The following is an 18,708-nucleotide window of genomic DNA, read 5'->3' as shown; positions in this document are numbered from 1 at the left end:
CGGCTCGTTTTTCCAGCCCTCACAGGAGTTCAGGCCATGTACCACACCGATCGCGGCATCGAGGAGCTCGAGAAGCGGCGCGGCGAGGAGGAGGTCACGTTCGCGTGGCTCGCCGACAAGCTGCGGGAGTTCGTCGACGCCAACCCCGACTTCGAGACGCCGATCGAGCGCTTCGCCACGTTCCTGGCGCGCGACGACGACGACTTCGAGGACTAGTCCCCGCGCTTCCCGCGAACGCACGCGGGGACCTTTCGTACCCTCAGAGAGTACGAAAGGTCCCCGCGTGCGTTCAGCAAGCAGGGGGTGGCTACCAGGCGTAGGCCTCTGGGGCCGGCTTGGAGCCGTTGGGAGCGGGGGCCGGGAAGAGTTCGTCGAGCTTCGAGAGAACGTCCGCGTCGAGCTTCAGCTCCGCCGCTCGCAGTGAGCTGTCGAGCTGCTCGCCGGTGCGCGGGCCGATGATCGGCGCGGTCACGCCCTCCTGGTGCAGCAGCCACGCGAGACCGACGTTCGCCGGGTCCTCACCGATCTCCGCGCAGAGCTTCTCGTAGGCGTCGATGGCGTCGCGGTGCTTCTCCAGCGCGTCCGAGGAACGGCCGGAGGCGCTGCGGGAGGCGCCGCCCTCGCGCTGCTTGCGCAGCACGCCGCCGAGCAGGCCGCCGTGCAGCGGTGACCACGGGATGACGCCGAGGCCGTAGTGGCGCGCGGCCGGCAGCACCTCCAGCTCGATCCAGCGGGTCATCAGGTTGTAGATCGACTGCTCGGACACCAGGCCGAGGAACCCGCGGGTGCGCGCGGCTTCCTGCGCCTGGGCGAGGTGCCAGCCGGCGAAGTTCGACGAGCCGAAGTAGATGACCTTGCCCTGCTGGCGCAGGACCGAGAAGGCCTCCCAGATCTCGTCCCACGGCGTGTCCCGGTCGACGTGGTGCATCTGGTACAGGTCGATGTAGTCGGTCTGCAGGCGCTTCAACGAGGCGTCGGCGGCGCGGCGGATGTTCAACGCCGACAGCTTCGTCTCGTTCGGCCACTCGCCCATGCTGCCGTAGAGCTTGGTGGCGATGACGGTCTTCTCGCGCCGGCCACCGCCCTGCGCGAACCACCGGCCGATGATCTGCTCGGTGACGCCCTCGCCCATCTTCCAGCCGTAGACGTTGGCGGTGTCGAAGAAGTTCAAGCCGTGCTCGTGGGCGCGGTCCATGATCGCGTGGCTGTCGGCCTCGGTCGTCTCGGGGCCGAAGTTCATGGTGCCGAGGCACAGGCGGGAGACAGAGAGGCCGCTGCGGCCGAGGTTCGTGTAGTCCATGGCTCAACCCTGCCCCTCCCGGCAGTGCTTGGCCACGTGGAGCTGCTCCAGGTGCGCCCGCTGCGGCCTTTCACAGCCGCCACAGCTCGGCCACAGTTTTGACAGTATTGCCGGCTGAATTTTCGAACCTCCCATTTCACCCGTTGGTGCGGTTAAGTTCGTCACGTTCCCCAAGTTCATTCCCTGCCAGGAGGAACCAATGGCACGACAACGAGGTCGTGTGGCGGTTGCGGCGGCACTCGGCATCGCTTCCACGGCGATCTGGGCGCCCACCGCGGTCGCTGAGCAGGCCGTGCTGCCCGGTGCCGGCGAGAAGGCCGTCGAGGGCAGCTACATCGTGGTGCTGAAGGACGGCGCGCACACCCCTGCCGCGACGCTGGCCTCCCGCTACCGCGGCACGGTCCGGCACACCTTCACGACCGCGCTGAACGGCTTCTCCGTGGCCGGTCTGTCCGAGCAGCAGGCCCGCAGGCTGGCGGCCGACCCCGCCGTCGACTTCGTCGAGCGCAACACGTTCGCGACGATCCAGGGCACCCAGGCCAACCCGACCTGGGGACTCGACCGGATCGACCAGGCGAGCCTGCCGCTGAACCGCTCCTACACCTACCCGAACACCGCCGGGAACGTGACGGCGTACATTCTCGACACCGGCATCCGCAAAACGCACGTCGATTTCGAGAACCGCGCCTCGGACGGTTACGACTTCATCGACAACGATTCAGTGGCGCAGGACTGCAACGGCCACGGAACACATGTCGCGGGCACCGTCGGCGGTAAGTCCTACGGCGTTGCCAAGCAGGTGAAGCTCGTCGGCGTGCGGGTGCTCGACTGCGCGGGCAGCGGCCCGTGGGACGGCATCATCCGCGCGATCGACTGGGTCACGCAGAACGCGAAGAAGCCGGCCGTGGTGAACATGAGCCTCGGTGGCAGCGGCACGAACAGCTCGTTGGAGAACGCGGTGCGGCGCTCGATCAGCTCCGGCACCACCTACGTGCTCGCCGGCGGCAACAGCGGCCAGGACGCGTGCAGCTTCACCCCCGCCCGCACCCCCGAGGCGATCACCGTGGGTGCGTCGGACCGCAACGACCGGCGGTCGATCTGGTCGGCGGGCTCGTCGAACTACGGCCGGTGCCTGGACATCTGGGCGCCGGGCAGCGAGATCGTGTCCGCGTCGCACAGCAGCGACACCGGCACGCGCTCGATGGGCGGCACGTCGATGGCCTCCCCGCACGTGGCGGGTGCCGCGGCGCTGTACCTGAGCGCCAACCCGTCGGCGACGCCCGCCCAGGTGCGCAACGCACTGGTCGGCGCGGCGACGCCGAACAAGCTCACCGACACCAGGACCGGTTCGCCGAACCTGCTGCTGAAGGTGTGAGACATGCCGTCGTCGTCACTCCCTGCACCGGCGACGGCCATCCTGCGCCCTTGATGCTCCGGCCGAATGCGGCTCGGCCGTGAGCGTCGATCCACCGGGGGCGCCTCGCGGTGGGAGTGGGTACTAGTCCCACTCCCACCGCACTCCGTAGATGCCCGGCTTCGCGTTGCGCACGTGGATGTGGGTGGACGCGGTGGTCCCGATCCACAGGTCCGACACCGCGGTCTCCGGTTCGTGCAGCGAGGGCCGGGTGAACTCGAAGCACCGCGCGGGCACGGCGTCGGGGTGGAAGTCGATCTGCAGCACGTAGTCGCCCACCGGCCGCAGGAACCGCCGGTCGCAGACCTCGCTCTCCGCGCCGGGCCGCATCTTGGCCGTGTAGTCGACCAGGGCGGTCTCCCCCGCCCGCAGCATCCGGTCGAACAGGATCTCCGCGACGAGGAACCCGGTGGTGTCGTCGCTGCGCACGCGCCCGAGCCGGCACGGCGGACCCGCCTCGACCGTCGCGACACCGAGGTCGGTGGCGTCGGCCAGCTGGATCGCGAGGAACCGGTCGACCCCGTCCTCCAGTGCCTGCACGACACCGGTGCAGTGCATCTCGACCTCACGCCGGTCCGGCCCGATCACCTGCCGGTCGCGCACGGTCAGGTAGGTCGACGCGGTGGGTTGCAGGCGGTCGATCCGCGCCATGACCTCACCGAGGTCGGTGGCCCGCGAGTCCCACATGTCCTCCAGCGACATCGCCTGCCCGACCCAGCGGCCGCGGGGGCGCTTGTCGCCGAGGCGGTCGGTGAGGTGGCCCTCCGCAAGCCCGAGGAGCTCCTCCAGCGCCGTGACGACCTTCAGCGACTCGGGGCGTTCCGGGCGGCTGCGGCCGCGGCGCCAGTAGCTGAGCGTCGACACGCTCACCTGCATGCCGCGGGCGGCCAGGTGGTGCTGGATCCGTTCGAGGCTGAGCCCGCTGTCGTCGACGGCCCTGGTCAGCGCGTCCGCGAAATCCGCCACGGGTGGAACCATACGGCCGCCGGGCCCTGCGCCAGTAGGCCCACCCGGAGGGTTACAAGATCGCTACCTCGTTCGGTGTCAGATCACCTGTTCGCCGTTCTTCCAGACGGCGTGCGTGAGCGGCACGCCGGGCCGGTAGGCGAGGTGGGTGATCGACGGCGCGTCCAGCACGTGCAGGTCGGCGCGGGCACCGGCGCGGATCACGCCGACGTCGTCGCGGCGCAGGGCCAGCGCACCGCCGAGCGTGGCGGCGCGGACGGCCTCCTCGACGCTCAGGAACATCTGCAGCACCGCGGTCGTCACGCAGAACGCCATCGACGAGGTGTAGGACGAGCCGGGGTTGCAGTTGCTGGCCAACGCCACGGTCGCGCCCGCGTCGAGCAGGGCTCGTGCCGGGGGCAGCGGCTGGCGGGTGGACAGGTCGCAGGCCGGCAGCAGCGTGGCGACCGTGTCCGACGACGCCAGTGCGTCGACGTCGGCGGCCGAGAGGTAGGTGCAGTGGTCGACGGAGGCGGCGCCGAGCTCGACGGCCAGCCGGACGCCGGGGCCCTCGCCGAGCTGGTTGCCGTGCACGCGCAGGCCGAGGCCCTTCTCCCGTGCCGCGAGCAGCACCGCCCTGGACTGGTCGTGGTCGAACGCGCCCTTCTCGCAGAACACGTCGGCCCAGCGCACCAGCGGCGCCACGGCGTCGAGCATCTCGCCGCGCACCAGGTCGACGTAGGTGTCGGCGTCCTCGCCGGGCGGGACGAGGTGGGCGCCGAGGAACGTGACCTCCTCGACGTGCTCGGCGGCGATGCGGGCCGACCGCACCTCGTCGCGGACGTTCAGGCCGTAGCCGGTCTTGGTCTCCAGGAACGTGGTGCCCTGCCGCAACGCCTCGGCGACGTGCCGGCGCACCCCCTCGGACAGCTCCTGGTCCGACGCCCCGCGGGTCGCGCCGACGGTGACCGCGATGCCGCCCGCGGTGTAGGGCTGGCCGGCCATGCGCGCGCCGAACTCGGCGGTGCGGTCGCCCGCGAAGACCAGGTGGGTGTGCGAGTCGACCCAGCCGGGCAGCACCGCCCGGCCCTCGACGTCGACCTTCACGTCGGCGGCGGGGGCGTGCGCGGCGGACCCGACCCACGCGATCCGGTCGCCGTCGACGACCAGCGCGTCCCCGGTGTCGTCGGTGTTCGTGGTGAGCTCACCGATGCCGGTGATCAACACGCTCATGCCCACAGCTCCTCGATCGCGGACGCCAGCAGCCGGCCGACGTCTCCCAGGGTCTCGTGCACGCCACCGGAGGCCACCACCCGGCCGCCGACCACCACGGTGTCCACGTCGGACGCCGTCGCGGACAGGAACACCTGCTCCGGCAACGACCCGGCGGTGCGCGGGGTCGAGCAGCTGATCGCCACCAGGTCGCAGGGCGCGCCCGGTTCGATCCGCCCGCCGTCGCGGCCGAGCGCCGAGTGCCGGGTGGCGGCGGCGCGCAGCTCGACCGGCGAGAACCGGCCGCGCTGCCCGGTGCGGAGGCGTTCGCCGTGCTCCAGCGCCCGCGTTTCGAGCAGCGGGTCGACGACGGCGTGCTGGTCGCTGCCCAGCGACAGCGGGCTGCCCGCGTCGGCGAGCTCGCGGGCCGGTCCGATGCCGTCCGCCAGGTCGGCCTCGGTGGTCGGGCAGAAGCACGCGCCGGTGCCGGTGCCGCCCAGGGTGGCGATGTCCTCTGCCGTGAGATGGGTGGCGTGCACGGCGGTGGTGCGCGGGCCCAGCGCCCCCGCCTCGGCCAGCAACGCGGTCGGCGTCAGGCCGTAGGCGGCGAGGCAGGCCTCGTTCTCCGCGGGCTGCTCGGAGAGGTGCACGTGCAGCGGCGCGTCCGGGAACGCCTGTGCCACCACGGAGAGTTCCGCGCGCGGGACGGCCCGCACGGAGTGGATCGCGGCACCGACCAGCATCACGTCGTCGGCCTTCAGCTCCGCGACGCGGTTCGCCCACGCCTCGGCGGTGCCGTCGGAGAACCGCTGCTGCACCTCGTTGACCGGCTGGTCGATGCCGCCGGCGAGGTAGCAGGTGTCGAGCAGGGTGAGCCGGATGCCCGCGTCCGCCGCGGCCTCCCGCAGCGCGTACCCGAACTCGTTCGAGCGGTCGTGCACGTAGTGGAACTCGCCGACGGCCGAGACCCCGGCGAGCGCCATCTCCGCGTAGACCGCGCGGGCCAGGCGGTAGTAGGACTGCGGCGTCAGCTTGGACGCGAGGGCGTACATGCCCTCGCGCCACGTCCAGAACGTGCCGCCGCCGTCGTGCGTACGGCCGCGGAGCGCGCGGTGGAACGCGTGCGAGTGGGCGTTCGCGAAGCCCGGCACGACGACGCCGTACAACCGGCGCACGCCCAGCGGGATCGTGTCCACGGTGGACACACTCGCGATCTTCCCGTCCTCGACCCTGATCAGCACCCGGTCCGCGAGGCCGTCGGGCAACCAGGCCCGCTCGCACCAGAAGTTCATGACCCGAGGTGTTCGATCGTGGCGGCGAGGGCGCGCACGCCCTCGTCGACGTCGGCCTGCTCGGCGAACTCCTCCGGCGCGTGGCTCACGCCGGTCGGGTTGCGCACGAACAGCATCGCCGTCGGCACGTGGGCGGCGAGGATGCCGGCGTCGTGGCCCGCCCCCGTCGGCAACGCCGGAACGCCGCCGAGCGCACCCGCGATGTCGTCCCGCAGCGCGCTGTCGAAGTGCACCGTGTCGCCGTACGACTCCTCGGTGATCCGCAGCTCGCAGCCCTCCTCCTCGGCCGCCTGGCGGGCTGCCTCGGAGATCTCCGCGACCATCGCGCGGGTGCGTGCGTCGTCGCTGTCCCGCGCGTCGAGCCAGACGTCCACGGTGGACGCGATGACGTTGGTGCCACCGGGGTTGGGGACGAGCCTTCCCACGGTGGCACGGCCGCCACCCCTGGCCGCCTTCCTGGCGGCGAGGACGAGCCGGGACGCGGGGAGCATCGGGTCGCGGCGGTCCTCGATCAACGTCGCCCCGGCGTGGTTGCCCTCGCCGGAGAACGTGAAGCGCCACCGGCCGTGCGCGAGGATGCTGCTGGCCACGCCCACCGGCACGGTGAGGCCGCGACCCTGTTCGACGTGCAGCTCGACGAACCGGCCGATGCGCCGCAACGCCCGTTCGTCGCGCCCGACCAGGTCCGGGTCGTGGCCGGCCGCCTTCATGGCCTCGGCCAGCGTGACGCCGTCCGGGTCCTTGAGCGCCAGCGCCTTCCCGGGCGGGATGGCCCCGGTCAGGAGCCTGCTGCCGAGGCAGGCGACGCCGAACCGGCCGCCCTCCTCCTCGGCGAAGACCGCGATCGCGAACGGTCGTGCGGGCTGGAAGCCCTTGGCCTGCAACAGGTCAACGGCCTCCAGCGCCGACGTGACGCCGAGCGGGCCGTCGAACGCGCCGCCACCGGGCACGGAGTCGAGGTGGCTGCCGGTGACGAGCGCGTCGTCGCCGGGCTCGCCCCACCACGCCCACAGGTTGCCGTTCCGGTCGGTCTCCACGCCGAGACCGCGCCGGACCGCCTGCTCCACGAACCAGTGCCGCAGCTCCAGCTCGGGCTTGTCGTACCCGTGCCGCGAGTAGCCGCCGCGCTTCGAGTCCCTGCCGACGTCCGCGATCTGGTCGAGCATCAACCCTCCACCGGACTGTGCATCATCGGGATGCGGACGCCCTTGTCCGCGGCCACGGTCTTCGCCTCGTCGTACCCGGCGTCCACGTGCCGGATGACGCCCATGCCGGGGTCGTTGGTCAGCACGCGCTCGATCTTCTGCGCGGCCAGCTCGGTGCCGTCGGCGACGGTGACCTGGCCGGCGTGGATGGACCGCCCGATGCCCACGCCACCACCGTGGTGCAGCGACACCCACGTCGCACCCGAGGCCGTGTTGACCAGGGCGTTCAGCAGCGGCCAGTCGGCGATCGCGTCGGAGCCGTCGGCCATCGCCTCGGTCTCGCGGTACGGCGAGGCGACCGAGCCGCAGTCGAGGTGGTCGCGGCCGATGACGATCGGCGCGGACAGCTCACCGGAGGCGACCATCTCGTTGAACTTGAGGCCCGCCAGGTGCCGTTCGCCGTAGCCGAGCCAGCAGATGCGGGCGGGCAGGCCCTGGAACTCGACCCGCTCACCGGCCATCTTGATCCAGCGGTGCAGCTGCTCGTTCTCCGGGAACAGCTCCAGGATCGCCCTGTCGGTCTTCGCGATGTCGGCCGGGTCGCCGGACAGCGCGGCCCAGCGGAACGGGCCCTTGCCCTCGCAGAACAGCGGCCGGATGTAGGCGGGCACGAAGCCGGGGAACGCGAACGCCCGGTCGTAGCCGCCGAGCTGCGCCTCACCGCGGATCGAGTTGCCGTAGTCGAACACCTCGGCGCCGCGGTCGAGGAACCCGACCATGGCCTCGACGTGGTCGGCCATCGACTTGCGCGCGCGGTCGGTGAACTCGTCCGGCTTCGCCGCCGCGTAGTCCTGCCACTCGTCGAGCGGGACGCCGACCGGCAGGTACGCCAGCGGGTCGTGCGCCGAGGTCTGGTCCGTGACGATGTCGACGGGGACCTCGCGGCGCAGCAGCTCGGGCAGGACCTCCGCCGCGTTGCCCACGACGCCGACGGACACGGCCTCACCGGCGGCCTTCGCGGCCAGCACCCGTTCGATCGCCGAGTCCAGGTCGTCCGCGATCTCGTCGAGGTAGCGGGTCTCCAGGCGGCGCTGGGCGCGGTGCGGGTCGACCTCGACGCACAGCGCGACGCCCTCGTTCATCGTCACGGCGAGCGGCTGCGCGCCACCCATGCCGCCGAGGCCCGCGGTGACGGTCAGCGTGCCCTTGAGCGTGCCGTTGAAGCGCTTGGTGGCGACGGCGGCGAACGTCTCGAACGTGCCCTGCAGGATGCCCTGGGTGCCGATGTAGATCCACGACCCGGCGGTCATCTGCCCGTACATCGTGAGGCCCTCGGCCTCCAGGCGGCGGAACTCGGGCCAGTTCGCCCAGTCCGGCACGAGGTTCGAGTTCGCGATGAGCACCCGCGGCGCCCACTCGTGCGTGCGCATGACGCCGACCGGGCGGCCGGACTGCACGAGCAGCGTCTCGTCGGCCTCCAGGTTCCTCAGCTCACGCGAGATCGCCTCGAACGACGGCCAGTCGCGCGCCGCCTTGCCGGTGCCGCCGTAGACCACGAGGTCCTCGGGGCGCTCGGCGACGTCGGGGTCGAGGTTGTTGTGGAACATCCGCAGTGCGGCCTCGGTCGGCCAGCTCTTCGCGGTCAGTTCGGTGCCGCGGTCGGCGCGAACGGTGGTCATCACAGAGCTCCACTTCGAATCAGGGCCTCGGCGGCGGCGATCTCGGGCGCGAGGTGGCGGTCGGGGCCGGGGCCCTGGACGGTCTCGCGCAGCTTCGCCACGGCGGCGGCGGTCGCGGGGGCGGGCTTGAGGGGCGCGCGCAGGTCGAGGGCCCGCGCGGCGGTGAGCAGTTCGACGGCCAGCACGGTCGTGAGCCCGTCCACGGCCTTGCGCAGCTTGCGCGCGGCGGACCAGCCCATCGACACGTGGTCCTCCTGCATCGCCGACGACGGGATGGAGTCGACGGAGGCGGGCACGGCCAGGCGCTTGAGCTCGGACACGATCGCCGCCTGGGTGTACTGGGCGATCATGTGGCCCGAGTCGACACCGGGGTCGTCTGCGAGGAACGGCGGCAGGCCGTGCGAGCGGGAGACGTCGAGCATGCGGTCGGTGCGGCGCTCGGCGATCGAGGCCACGTCCGCGACCGGGATGGCGAGGAAGTCCAGCACGTACGCGACGGGCGCGCCGTGGAAGTTGCCGTTGGACTCGACCCGGCCGTCGGCCAGCACCACCGGGTTGTCGACGACCGACGACAGCTCGCGGTCGGCCACCGTCGCCGCGTACGCCACGGTGTCGCGGGCGGCGCCGTGCACCTGCGGGGAGCAGCGCAGCGAGTACGCGTCCTGCACGCGGGTGCAGTCGGGGCCGCGGTGCGAGGCGACGATCTCGGAGTCCCGCAGGAACGCGAGCATCCTGGCCGCCGAGAGGTTCTGACCGGGGTGCGGGCGCAGCGCGTGCAGCTCCGGCTCGAAGACGCGGTCGGTGCCGAGCAGGGCCTCGACGCTCATCGCGGCGGTGAGGTCGGCGACGTCGAGCAGCCTGGTCAGGTCGGCGATCGCGAGCGACAGCATGCCGAGCATGCCGTCGGTGCCGTTGATGAGCGCGAGGCCTTCCTTCTCGGCCAGCTGCACCGGCTCGATGCCCGCGGCCCTGAGCGCGTCGGCGGCCGGGACGAGCTCGCCGGCCGCGGTGCGGACCGTGCCCTCGCCCATCAGCGCGAGCGCGCTGGCCGACAGCGGCGCCAGGTCGCCGGAGCAGCCCAGCGAGCCGAACTCGTGCACCACCGGCGTGATGCCGGCGTTCAGCATCCCGGCCATCGCGTCGACGGTGGACAGCCGGACACCGGTGTGGCCGGTCGCGAGGGTGCGCAGCCGCAGCAGCATCAGCGCCCGCACGACCTCGCGCTCCACCTCGGGGCCGGAGCCGGCCGCGTGCGAGCGGATCAGCGAACGCTGCAGCTGGGCGCGGCGGTCCGGCGGGATGTGCCGGACGGCGAGCGCGCCGAACCCGGTCGAGACGCCGTAGGTGGGGCGTTCGGCCGTGGCGAGCTGCTCGATGTGGCCGCGGGCCGTGCTGACCGCCTCGCGGGCCGCCTCGGTGATCGCCACCGGCGCACCGTCGCGGGCGACGGCGTGGACGTCCTCCAGGGTCAGCGGCTTCGGACCCAGCTCCACCGGTTGTGTCATGCAGACATCACAGCGCTCCGGGACCGCCTCAGCGACCCCGGAGCGCTCGATCGTGTCTGGGACTCCAGACGCCTACAGGCCGCGGCCGATCCAGGCCGTGTCCGGCTGCTCGACGACCTCGACCTCGTTGACCAGCTCGACCAGCTCGTCGGACCAGGAGCCGGCCGTCGCCGAGATCCACAGGCCGCCGTCCTGGACCGCCACGGTGTTGCCGTTGCGCACGCCCTGCTTGCCGCGCACGGTCAGCGGTTCGTTCGGCGCGGGCAGCTCCGGCTTGTCCGTCGCCACCTGCACGGACACCGAGTTCCTGCCCAGCGACGAGTGCCACCTGTCCGGCGCGGTGCCGCGCACGACCTCGGCGTACCTGCCGTCGAGCTTGAACGGCGGCGCGTGCGTGATCTTGGCGTCGGCCCGCACCGACTCGGCCACGCGCAGGGCGATCTCCCGCGCGTCGCCCACCCCGGTCACGGACACGTCCAGGACGTCCTGCGCCTGCCAGACGACGGTGGCGGCGTCACCCCTGACCTGCACCCTGGCCTCCAGGCCGCGAACACGGGTCAGGTCCCACCCGCGGACGTCCGGCATCTCGCCGTGCACCCTGAGCACGAGGCCCGGGTTGCCGTAGGGCGCGGCGCCCGCGGGACCCCACACCCTGGTGGGCCCCGCGTTCGTGGCGCGGAGGCTCTCGACGAACCCGGCCGGCAGCCAGTGCGGTGCGTACTTGAACGGAACGCCCTTGCCGGCGTCCTGCGCGAGCGCCGCGGCGGCGTCGTTCGGGTTCGGCGGGGTGTACCGCTCGCTCGCGACGAGTCCCGTGAAGATCAGGACGGCGACGGCGGCGACTCCGGCGGTGGCGATGAGGAAGACGTTGCGCTGCCTTTTGCGCTTGCGGCGCAGCGCGTTCAACGTAGGTCCGGGGTGCGGGGTGCGTTCGGCGAGCTGGCCGAGCGCCTCCTTGATCAGCTGTTCGGTGTCGTTCACGACAGGCCCTCCCCGAGCCGCAACCCGACACCAGCGGGCTGCGGCGTGTGGTCCATCCGGAGTGTGGCCAGCGCACGTGAGATGTGGCTGCGCACGGTTCCCTCGGCACAACCGAGCATCTGTGCGATCTCCGAGTCCTCGTAGTTCTCGTAGTAGCGGAGCACCACGGCCGCCCGCTGTTTGCGGGGCAGCCTGGCGATCCGCTGCAACATGGCTTCCCGCTCGTCGTAGTGGTGCGTCGTGTCCCCGACCGGCGGTGTGACGGACTCCAGGGTGGTCGTGCAGAGGGCGACGTCCTTGGCGGCCCTGCGTCTGCGCCACGAGAGGTACTCGTTGGTCACCATGCGCTTGACGTAGGCGTGAGGGAGGTCGACTGAACCGATGCGGTCCCACTTCTGCTGCGCGCGCAGCAGGACTTCCTGGACCACGTCCTGGGCCAGGTGTGGGTCGCACGTGAGCACGGTGGCGTAGCGCAGCAACGGGGTCACCTGTTCTGCCACGAAGTCATCGAAACTCGGTGTCAATCCCGACCCCCTTCAAAACCGTCACACCACTCCAACGCACCCGCGGCCCGTTCTGTTGAGTGTGCACTGACGGCGGATCGGCGTGGGCTGGATCACGTGGGAAAATCACCGGTGTGGGCAGCAGCAGTGATGTTCCCGCGTTGCGGCGAGGGCTCGCGGTCCTGCGCCTGCTGGCCGGCCGTCCGGGCCCGGTCTCCGCGGCGTCGGTGGCGCGTGAGCTCAACCTGCCCAGGTCAACGACCTACCACCTGCTCTCGGAGCTGACCGAGGCCGGTTTCGCGACGCACTTCCCCGAGGAGAAGCGGTACGGCCTGGGCGTCGCGTCGTTCGAGCTCGGCTCCGCCTACCTGCGCCACGACCCGCTGGAACGGCTCGCGCGCCCGTTGCTGCGCAAGCTCGCCGACCGGATGGAGAAGGTCGCCCACCTGGGCGTCCTGCACGGCTCGGAGGCGCTGTACCTGGTCCGCGAACAGCCTCGGCAACCCCAGTCGATCGTCTCCGACGTCGGCGTCCGCCTGCCCGCCCACCTGACCGCCTCCGGCCGCGCGATGCTCGCCCACCTGCCCCCGGCGCAGGTCAGGGCGGTGTTCCCGTCGGTGGCGGCATTCGTCGACCGCACCGGCCGCGGCCCGCACAACCTCCCGGCGCTGCGGCGGCTGCTGACCGTAGAACGACGGCAGGGCTGGGCCGTCGAGGACGGGTTCGTGACAGCCGGCTTCGCCTCCGTGGCGGCCCCGGTGTTCGACCACGGCGAGCGCCCGATCGCGGCGATCACGCTGACGTTCCGCCACCTGTGCGACACGCCGTGCGGTCAGACGTGGCCGGACCTGGCGAAGGAGGTCCGCAAGGCCGCCGAGGAGCTGACGCTGCGGATCGGCGGTCACGCGGCGCACACGTGACAAGGGCGTCTGCAAGTACCACCAACAGCGTGTTGGTAGTACTTGCAGACGCCCGAGAGGCAGAGCGTCAGAGACCGACCGAGGCCAGCCAGTCCTTCGCGACCTTGTCCGGCTCCGGCTTGTCCGGCGCCGCCAGCTTGGCGTTCAGGTCGAGCAGCGTCTTCGTGTCGAGCTTCTTCGAGATGCCGTTGAGAATCCCGCGGACCTGCTCCGACGCCTTCTTCTCGTTGATCAGCGGCAGCACGTTCTGCGCCGCGAACACGCTCTTCGGGTCCTCCAGCGCCACGAACTCGTTGGCCGAGATGGCGGTGTCGGTGGTGAAGAGGTCGGCGGCCTGCACCGTGCCGTCCTTCAGGCCCGCGACGGTGACCGGGCCGCCGACGTCGAGCGCCTTGAAGGACTTGAACTCGCAGTTGTACTTCTCCTTCAGGCCGGGCAGGCCGTCGGGACGGGTCTGGAACTCCGGCGGGCCGCCGAAGACCATCTCCTTGCAGTACGGGACGAGGTCCTCGATCGACTTGAGGCTGTACTGGGCAGCGGTCTGCTTGGTGACGACGACCGCGTCCTTGTCCTCGGCCGCGGACTTGTCCAGCACGGTCAGGCCCTGCGGCAGCGACTTCTTCAGCGCCGTGTAGACCTCTTCCGCGGCCACCTCGGTCGCGTTCTTGTTGACGTGCTTGAGCAACACGCCGGTGTACTCGGGGATCAGGTCGATGGAACCGTCCTGGACGCCCTTGAAGTACAGCTCCCGGTTGCCGATGTTGAGCTTCTTGGAGACCTTGACGCCCTTGGCGGACAGGGCTTCCGCGTAGATCTCGGCGAGCAGGCGGGACTCCGGGAAGTTGCCGGAGCCCACGACGATCGTGTCCGTCGGGGCCGGGTTGTTGCCACCTCCGCCGGACAACGGGTCACCACCGCACGCCGACAGGAGCACGACCGCAGCAACAGCCGTGGCGATGCGCTTCATTTCTTTCCTCCGGTTCCCACTGGACGCAGCCCTGGCGAGACCGTCAGCCGTTGCAGGCCGGCGAACGCCAGGTCGACGAGGACGGCGAGCAGTGCGACGAGCACCGCGCCGGCGAGCATCTGACCGAATTCCTGGAGGGCGAGGCCGTCGAAGACGAACCTGCCCAGACCACCCGCGCCGGTGTAGGCGGCGATGGTGGCCGTGGCGACGACCTGGAGCGCGGCGCCCCGGAAACCGCCGTAGATCAGGGGAAGAGCGTTCGGAATCTCCACCTTCAGCAGCACGCCCGACTCGCGCATGCCGACACCGCGCGCGGCGTCGACGATCGCCGGGTCCACCGCGCGGATGCCCGCGTACGCGCCCGCCATGATCGGCGGGATCGCCAGCAGCACCAGCGCGACGTACACGGGGAAGTCGCCCAGCCCCGCCCACAGCACGACGAGGATCAGCACCGCCGTCGTCGGCAACGCCCGCAGCGCGTTCGACAGCCCGACGACGACGAACCCGCCACGGCCGGTGTGGCCGACGAACGCACCGAGCGGCACGGCGATCACGGCCGCGATCAGCAGCGTGAAGAACGTGAACCCGAGGTGTTCCAGCAGCCGCACCGGAATCCCGGTCTCACCGCTCCAGTGCGCGGGGTCGAAGAGCCAGCCCATCGCTCAGCTCACCTCCCCACCCGTGCCCACGGCGTGAGCAGCCGTCCGGCCAGCAGCAGCACCCCGTCCGCGAGCACCGCCAGCACCACCGTGCCGATGAGGCCCGCGACGACCTTCTCGGTGTGGTCGTTCTGGTAGCCCTCGGTGAAGAGCTGGCCGTACCCGCCGAGGCCGACGAGCGCGCCGACGCTGACCATGCTGATGTTCGACACCGTCGCGACCCGCAGGCCCGCCACCGTGACCGGCAGCGCCAGCGGGAACTCGACGGTGAGGAACCGGCGCAACGGCCGGTAGCCCATCGCGTTCGCCGCCGCCACCACGTTGCCGGGCACCGCGGCGAGCGCGTCGGCGACCGAGCGCACCATCAGCGCCACCGTGTAGACCACCAGCGGCACGATGACGTTGATCTCGTCGAGGATCTGCACGCCGAGCAGCACCGGCGTGATCACGATCAGCGCGATGGACGGGATCGTGAACAGGATGTTGGAGAGCGGGAACAGCACCGCGCGCGCCGGCTGCGACCGGCTGGCCCACCACCCGAGCGGGATCGAGAGCACGAACCCGATCACCACCGGCAGGAGGGCGAGCCGGACGTGAACCTCCGTGACTTCCCAGAACTTCTCCCAGTTCTCGAAAATCCAGTTCACTTGGGGACCTCACCCGCCGCGCGGGCCTTCGCGAGGGCCTTGATCACGTCGTCGGCCCGCACGACGCCGATCACCGCGCCGGAGCCGTCGACGGTGACGCCGAGCGCGGACGGCGAGCTGAGCGCCGCGTCGAGCGCGCCGCGCAACGAGCCGCCGTCGTAGAGGGACCCGCCGGAGACGAGGTGGTCCTCGCTGACCAGCACCTCACCGTCCACTCCGGACAGCCAGCCCTTCGGCCTGTTCTGTTCGTCGACGGCGAGCGTCCAGTCGGTGACGGTGACGCGTTCGCCGATCCTGGCGGTGGCGACGGGGTGCACGGGCACGTCCGCGTGCAGGAACGTCAGGGTGCGGTAGCCGCGGTCCCTGCCGACGAACGACGCCACGAAGTCGTTGGCGGGCGCGCTCAGCAGCTCGGCCGGCCGCGCGTACTGCGCCAGGTGGCCGCCGGTCTGGAACACGGCGACCCGTTCGCCGAGCTTGAGCGCCTCGTCGATGTCGTGGGTGACGAACACGATGGTCTTGTCGAGCTCGGCCTGCAACCGCAGCAGCTCGTTCTGCAGGTCCTCGCGCACGACCGGGTCGACGGCGCTGAACGGCTCGTCCATCAGCAGCACCGGCGGGTCGGCGGCGAGCGCGCGGGCGACGCCGACGCGCTGCTGCTGGCCGCCGGAGAGCTGCGCCGGGTACCGCTTGCCGAAGCTCGGGTCCAGCCCGACGATCTCCAGCAGCTCCGCGGCGCGCGTGCGGGCCTTGCGTCTGTCCCAACCGGACAGCAGCGGCACCGTGGCGACGTTGTCGAGGACGGTGCGGTGCGGGAACAGCCCGGCCTGCTGGATGACGTAGCCGATGCCGCGCCGCAACGTGGGCGGGTCGACCTCGAGCACGTCCTCGCCGTCGACCAGGATCGTGCCCGAGGTGGGGTCGATCATGCGGTTGACCATGCGCAGCGACGTCGTCTTGCCACATCCGGAAGGACCGACGAACACCGTGATGGTGCCCGCCTCGACCACGAGGTCGAGCTGATCGACAGCGATGGTCCCGTCCTCGAACCGCTTGGTGACGGCCCGGAACTCGATCACCCTTCGGATCCCTCCGGTCGTGACGGTCTCCCCGGTTCGGACCGCCCTGGATGCAGATCCCTGAGACCTTAACTCGTTCGGCGTACCCCGGCACAGCGTTCCAGAATGTGACAGCCCGTATGGTTTACCGCTTGTGACGATCGACCAGGTGCGCACGCTGCTGTCCGACCGCGGCGTGCACGCGCGCAAGCTCCGCGAGGTGTTGTCCCTGCTCAGCCAGGACTGGCACCCGCTGGCGGAGCTGGTGCGCCTGCCCGCTGTCCCCCGCCGCACGGTCCAGGACCTGCTGAAAGCCCTCGGCGACGACGCCGAATCTTCAGGTGATCGTTACCGCATCGCGCCGAAGCTGGTCCCCGCCTACCGCGAGGCGTTCGCCGTCGCCGGCGTGCGCGACCACACCGACGTGCTGCGCCAGATCCTCGTCGACATCGCCGACGTGCCACCGCCGTTGTCCTCGTTGGACCACGTGCAGGCCACCGCGGAGACCGCACTCCACCGCGCCGTGCACCTGAACTCGGTCTACGACCTCGCGGGCAAGCACCTGCTGTGCCTGGGCGACCACGACCTGACCTCGCTGGCGGTCGCCGCGGTGAACCCCGCGGTGTCCATCACCGTCGTGGACCTCGACGAGCGCCTGCTGGAGTTCATCGACTCGCGCGCCCGCGACCGCGGCCTCACCATCAGAACCTTGCACTGCGACATGCGTTTCGGCCTGCCCGCGTCCGTGCTGGAGTCGGCGGACCTCGTGTTCTCCGACCCGCCGTACACGCCGGAGGGCATGGCCCTGTTCGCCGGCCGCGCGGTGGAGGCCTTGTCCGACATCGCTTCGGGCCGCGTGCTGCTCGCCTACGGCTTCTCTGACCGCACCCCGGCACTGGGCCTGAAGGTGCAGCAGGAACTGCAGAAGCTCGGCCTCGTCTTCGAGGCGATCCTGCCCGCGTTCCACCGCTTCGACGGCGCCCAGGCCATCGGCTCGGCCGCCGACCTGTACGTCTGCCGCCCGACGGGCCGCCGCGCGGTGACCGGCGGCACCCGCATCTACACCCACGGCGCGCAGTCCGTGGAGTCCACCGGCCCGTCCCGCGAGGCCCTCGCCGCCCTGTCCGAACTGGCCCCCCGCCCCGAGTCCTCCCCACCCCCGAAGCCGCGCGCGGCCGGGTGGGCCGAACCGGTCGGCAAGGGCGCGGCGTCCCTGGCCGTCGACCTGTCCGCGGACCCCGGCCCGTGGCTGCTGCGGACGCTGCTGGCGTCCTCCCCCGCCCGCCTGGCCTGCCTGGTGCCGAACAACCACCCGGCCGTGTCGTCGGCGGCGGGCCAGCAGGAGCTGCAGTCGCTCGTGCGCACCCGCTTCACGCTCAAGTTCCTGCGCAACAAGCCGGACGGCAAGACCACGATCGTGGTCGCCGACCAGGTTCTGCACGGCTCGCTGTCCCTCGGCGACCGGGTCGTGCGCGAGGTGCTGATGAAGGCGCACGGCAAGCTGCGCAACGTCTGGCGCGAGGCGCTGATCACGGCCTCGCAGGGCCTGCTGACCAAGCGGCAGGCGGCCGAGGTCGTGGACAACGCCGCGGCGGACTCGGAGGATCTGGAGCTGCGGTTGATCGACCTGCCGAAGCACCGGATCGCGGCGTTGCTGCCGGAGGTGTCGGCCAGCGCGCGGTACGTGGAGCGGCCGGAGGGCTAGTCACCGTGGCGCAGGAGGTCCCAGGTCAGCCGAGCGTCCTCGGCGTCGTCGCCCACGGCACGCCATGCGTGGTGCTCCGGTTCGTCCAACACGGAGGCCTGTGCGAAACGGCCGTTCGCCGGAGGCGGACCCAACTGCTCCAGCAGCACGTCGGCGTCGTCCACCAGCGAGGTGAGGAACGCCAGGTCCTCCAGATGCCGGGAGCCGAAGGCCGCAGCGGGCGACCGGTGCGCCTCGCCCGCGTAGGCGACGACCTTGAGACAGAGGGCTCGGGCCAGGTCCGGAAGCACAACGGCGCCCGTCCGCCCTCGGTACTCGGCACGCACGGCGACACGGTTGCGCAGCGCGGCAAGGCCGCCGTACACCTCGATCGTCCGCCCCGGCGGCGTCGTGGTCAGGTCGGGTGGTGGCCGGACCCCGGCCGGCGCGAGAACGTCGACGCGTTCGTCGTTCGCACCGATGTACCTGTGCGTCGAGGCGTCCGGGCTCGCCGGATCGACCCGGTATCCCAGGCCTTGCAACACCTCGACGGCATCGCGCAGGCATGACGGGACCAACTGCACGTCGAAGAGCACGTCCACGTCCCGGGTGACCCTGACAGGTTGACGCCCCAGGACTGCACCGTGCAGGTAGACCATCACCCCGCCGATGATCACGTGGTCCGCCGGCAGCGCCTCGCTCAGATCGAGCAGGCTCGGCCACAGCGTCGAGTCGCCGAGTTCGGGCAGCACGGCCGTTCCCGCGACGTGCAGATCAGGCCAACGCGCGAAGATCAT

18 protein-coding genes are annotated in these 18,708 nt (G+C 71.3%); 4 read left to right on the top strand and 14 right to left on the bottom strand.

Annotated elements, in window-relative coordinates; translation table 11 throughout:
- Nucleotides 1–36 precede the first annotated feature (36 nt).
- Complete coding sequence (locus ACZ7CH_RS25285; protein ID WP_030471325.1) at nucleotides 37–216, top strand: DUF6104 family protein; 180 nt, start codon at nucleotides 37–39, stop codon at nucleotides 214–216.
- A gap of 91 nt (nucleotides 217–307) precedes the next feature.
- Here the strand turns inward: ACZ7CH_RS25285 and ACZ7CH_RS25280 are convergent, their stop codons facing one another.
- On the bottom strand, nucleotides 308–1,300 hold the full coding sequence (locus ACZ7CH_RS25280; protein ID WP_360395209.1) for an aldo/keto reductase: 993 nt from the start codon (nucleotides 1,298–1,300) through the stop codon (nucleotides 308–310).
- 199 nt (nucleotides 1,301–1,499) lie between these two features.
- Here ACZ7CH_RS25280 and ACZ7CH_RS25275 point away from each other — a divergent pair, with 199 nt between their 5' ends.
- On the top strand, nucleotides 1,500–2,675 hold the full coding sequence (locus ACZ7CH_RS25275) for a S8 family peptidase (RefSeq protein WP_470375045.1): 1,176 nt from the start codon (nucleotides 1,500–1,502) through the stop codon (nucleotides 2,673–2,675).
- 123 nt (nucleotides 2,676–2,798) lie between these two features.
- Here the strand turns inward: ACZ7CH_RS25275 and ACZ7CH_RS25270 are convergent, their stop codons facing one another.
- From ACZ7CH_RS25270 to ACZ7CH_RS25235, 8 genes are all read right to left on the bottom strand, one after another.
- Nucleotides 2,799–3,680, bottom strand: coding sequence for a hypothetical protein (locus ACZ7CH_RS25270; RefSeq protein WP_360395203.1), 882 nt, complete (start codon nucleotides 3,678–3,680; stop codon nucleotides 2,799–2,801).
- Nucleotides 3,681–3,758: 78 nt separating this feature from the next.
- Nucleotides 3,759–4,892 (bottom strand): imidazolonepropionase, encoded by a 1,134-nt coding sequence (hutI, locus tag ACZ7CH_RS25265; protein ID WP_470375044.1) that lies wholly within the window; start codon nucleotides 4,890–4,892, stop codon nucleotides 3,759–3,761.
- Nucleotides 4,889–6,163: a formimidoylglutamate deiminase gene (locus tag ACZ7CH_RS25260; protein ID WP_470375043.1), complete on the bottom strand. Its 1,275-nt coding sequence runs from the start codon at nucleotides 6,161–6,163 to the stop codon at nucleotides 4,889–4,891. The genes hutI and ACZ7CH_RS25260 overlap by 4 nt, the downstream gene beginning before the upstream one ends.
- Nucleotides 6,160–7,329: an allantoate amidohydrolase gene (locus ACZ7CH_RS25255; protein WP_470375042.1), complete on the bottom strand. Its 1,170-nt coding sequence runs from the start codon at nucleotides 7,327–7,329 to the stop codon at nucleotides 6,160–6,162. The genes ACZ7CH_RS25260 and ACZ7CH_RS25255 overlap by 4 nt, the downstream gene beginning before the upstream one ends.
- Complete coding sequence (gene hutU, locus ACZ7CH_RS25250; RefSeq protein ID WP_360395191.1) at nucleotides 7,329–8,990, bottom strand: urocanate hydratase; 1,662 nt, start codon at nucleotides 8,988–8,990, stop codon at nucleotides 7,329–7,331. The genes ACZ7CH_RS25255 and hutU overlap by 1 nt, the downstream gene beginning before the upstream one ends.
- Nucleotides 8,987–10,492 (bottom strand): histidine ammonia-lyase, encoded by a 1,506-nt coding sequence (gene hutH, locus ACZ7CH_RS25245; protein WP_470375041.1) that lies wholly within the window; start codon nucleotides 10,490–10,492, stop codon nucleotides 8,987–8,989. The genes hutU and hutH overlap by 4 nt, the downstream gene beginning before the upstream one ends.
- A gap of 72 nt (nucleotides 10,493–10,564) precedes the next feature.
- Nucleotides 10,565–11,473, bottom strand: a complete 909-nt coding sequence (locus ACZ7CH_RS25240; RefSeq protein WP_360395186.1) for a hypothetical protein — start codon at nucleotides 11,471–11,473, stop codon at nucleotides 10,565–10,567.
- Nucleotides 11,470–11,997, bottom strand: a complete 528-nt coding sequence (locus ACZ7CH_RS25235) for a SigE family RNA polymerase sigma factor (protein ID WP_360395183.1) — start codon at nucleotides 11,995–11,997, stop codon at nucleotides 11,470–11,472. The genes ACZ7CH_RS25240 and ACZ7CH_RS25235 overlap by 4 nt, the downstream gene beginning before the upstream one ends.
- A gap of 113 nt (nucleotides 11,998–12,110) precedes the next feature.
- Here ACZ7CH_RS25235 and ACZ7CH_RS25230 point away from each other — a divergent pair, with 113 nt between their 5' ends.
- The gene (locus ACZ7CH_RS25230) at nucleotides 12,111–12,896 is read left to right on the top strand and encodes an IclR family transcriptional regulator (RefSeq protein ID WP_360395180.1); all 786 of its coding nucleotides are present in this window, start codon (nucleotides 12,111–12,113) and stop codon (nucleotides 12,894–12,896) included.
- Between the two features lie 67 nt (nucleotides 12,897–12,963).
- Here ACZ7CH_RS25230 and ACZ7CH_RS25225 read toward each other — a convergent pair whose 3' ends face one another.
- The 4 genes from ACZ7CH_RS25225 to ACZ7CH_RS25210 are packed head-to-tail and all read right to left on the bottom strand — an operon-like array spanning nucleotide 12,964 to nucleotide 16,248.
- A complete protein-coding gene (locus tag ACZ7CH_RS25225; RefSeq protein WP_360395177.1) occupies nucleotides 12,964–13,863 on the bottom strand; it encodes an ABC transporter substrate-binding protein in 900 nt (299 codons plus the stop codon).
- The gene (locus ACZ7CH_RS25220) at nucleotides 13,860–14,522 is read right to left on the bottom strand and encodes an ABC transporter permease (protein ID WP_360395174.1); all 663 of its coding nucleotides are present in this window, start codon (nucleotides 14,520–14,522) and stop codon (nucleotides 13,860–13,862) included. Before ACZ7CH_RS25220 ends, ACZ7CH_RS25225 begins: the two co-directional genes overlap by 4 nt.
- 8 nt (nucleotides 14,523–14,530) lie before the next feature.
- Nucleotides 14,531–15,169 carry an ABC transporter permease gene (locus ACZ7CH_RS25215; RefSeq protein ID WP_360395171.1) on the bottom strand — a complete coding sequence of 213 codons (639 nt, stop codon included), beginning with the start codon at nucleotides 15,167–15,169 and terminating at the stop codon, nucleotides 14,531–14,533.
- A complete protein-coding gene (locus tag ACZ7CH_RS25210; RefSeq protein ID WP_360395169.1) occupies nucleotides 15,166–16,248 on the bottom strand; it encodes an ABC transporter ATP-binding protein in 1,083 nt (360 codons plus the stop codon). Before ACZ7CH_RS25210 ends, ACZ7CH_RS25215 begins: the two co-directional genes overlap by 4 nt.
- 133 nt (nucleotides 16,249–16,381) lie before the next feature.
- On the opposite strand from ACZ7CH_RS25210, the gene ACZ7CH_RS25205 reads away from it, so the two are divergent.
- On the top strand, nucleotides 16,382–17,932 hold the full coding sequence (locus ACZ7CH_RS25205; RefSeq protein ID WP_360395166.1) for a bis-aminopropyl spermidine synthase family protein: 1,551 nt from the start codon (nucleotides 16,382–16,384) through the stop codon (nucleotides 17,930–17,932).
- On the opposite strand, the gene ACZ7CH_RS25200 is transcribed toward ACZ7CH_RS25205, so the two are convergent.
- The gene (locus tag ACZ7CH_RS25200) at nucleotides 17,929–18,708 is read right to left on the bottom strand and encodes a hypothetical protein (RefSeq protein ID WP_470375040.1); all 780 of its coding nucleotides are present in this window, start codon (nucleotides 18,706–18,708) and stop codon (nucleotides 17,929–17,931) included. The genes ACZ7CH_RS25205 and ACZ7CH_RS25200 overlap by 4 nt on opposite strands.

The sequence above is a fragment of the Lentzea sp. NPDC037011 genome (assembly GCF_055607425.1).
This window is presented reverse-complemented; position numbering and strand designations above follow the sequence as displayed.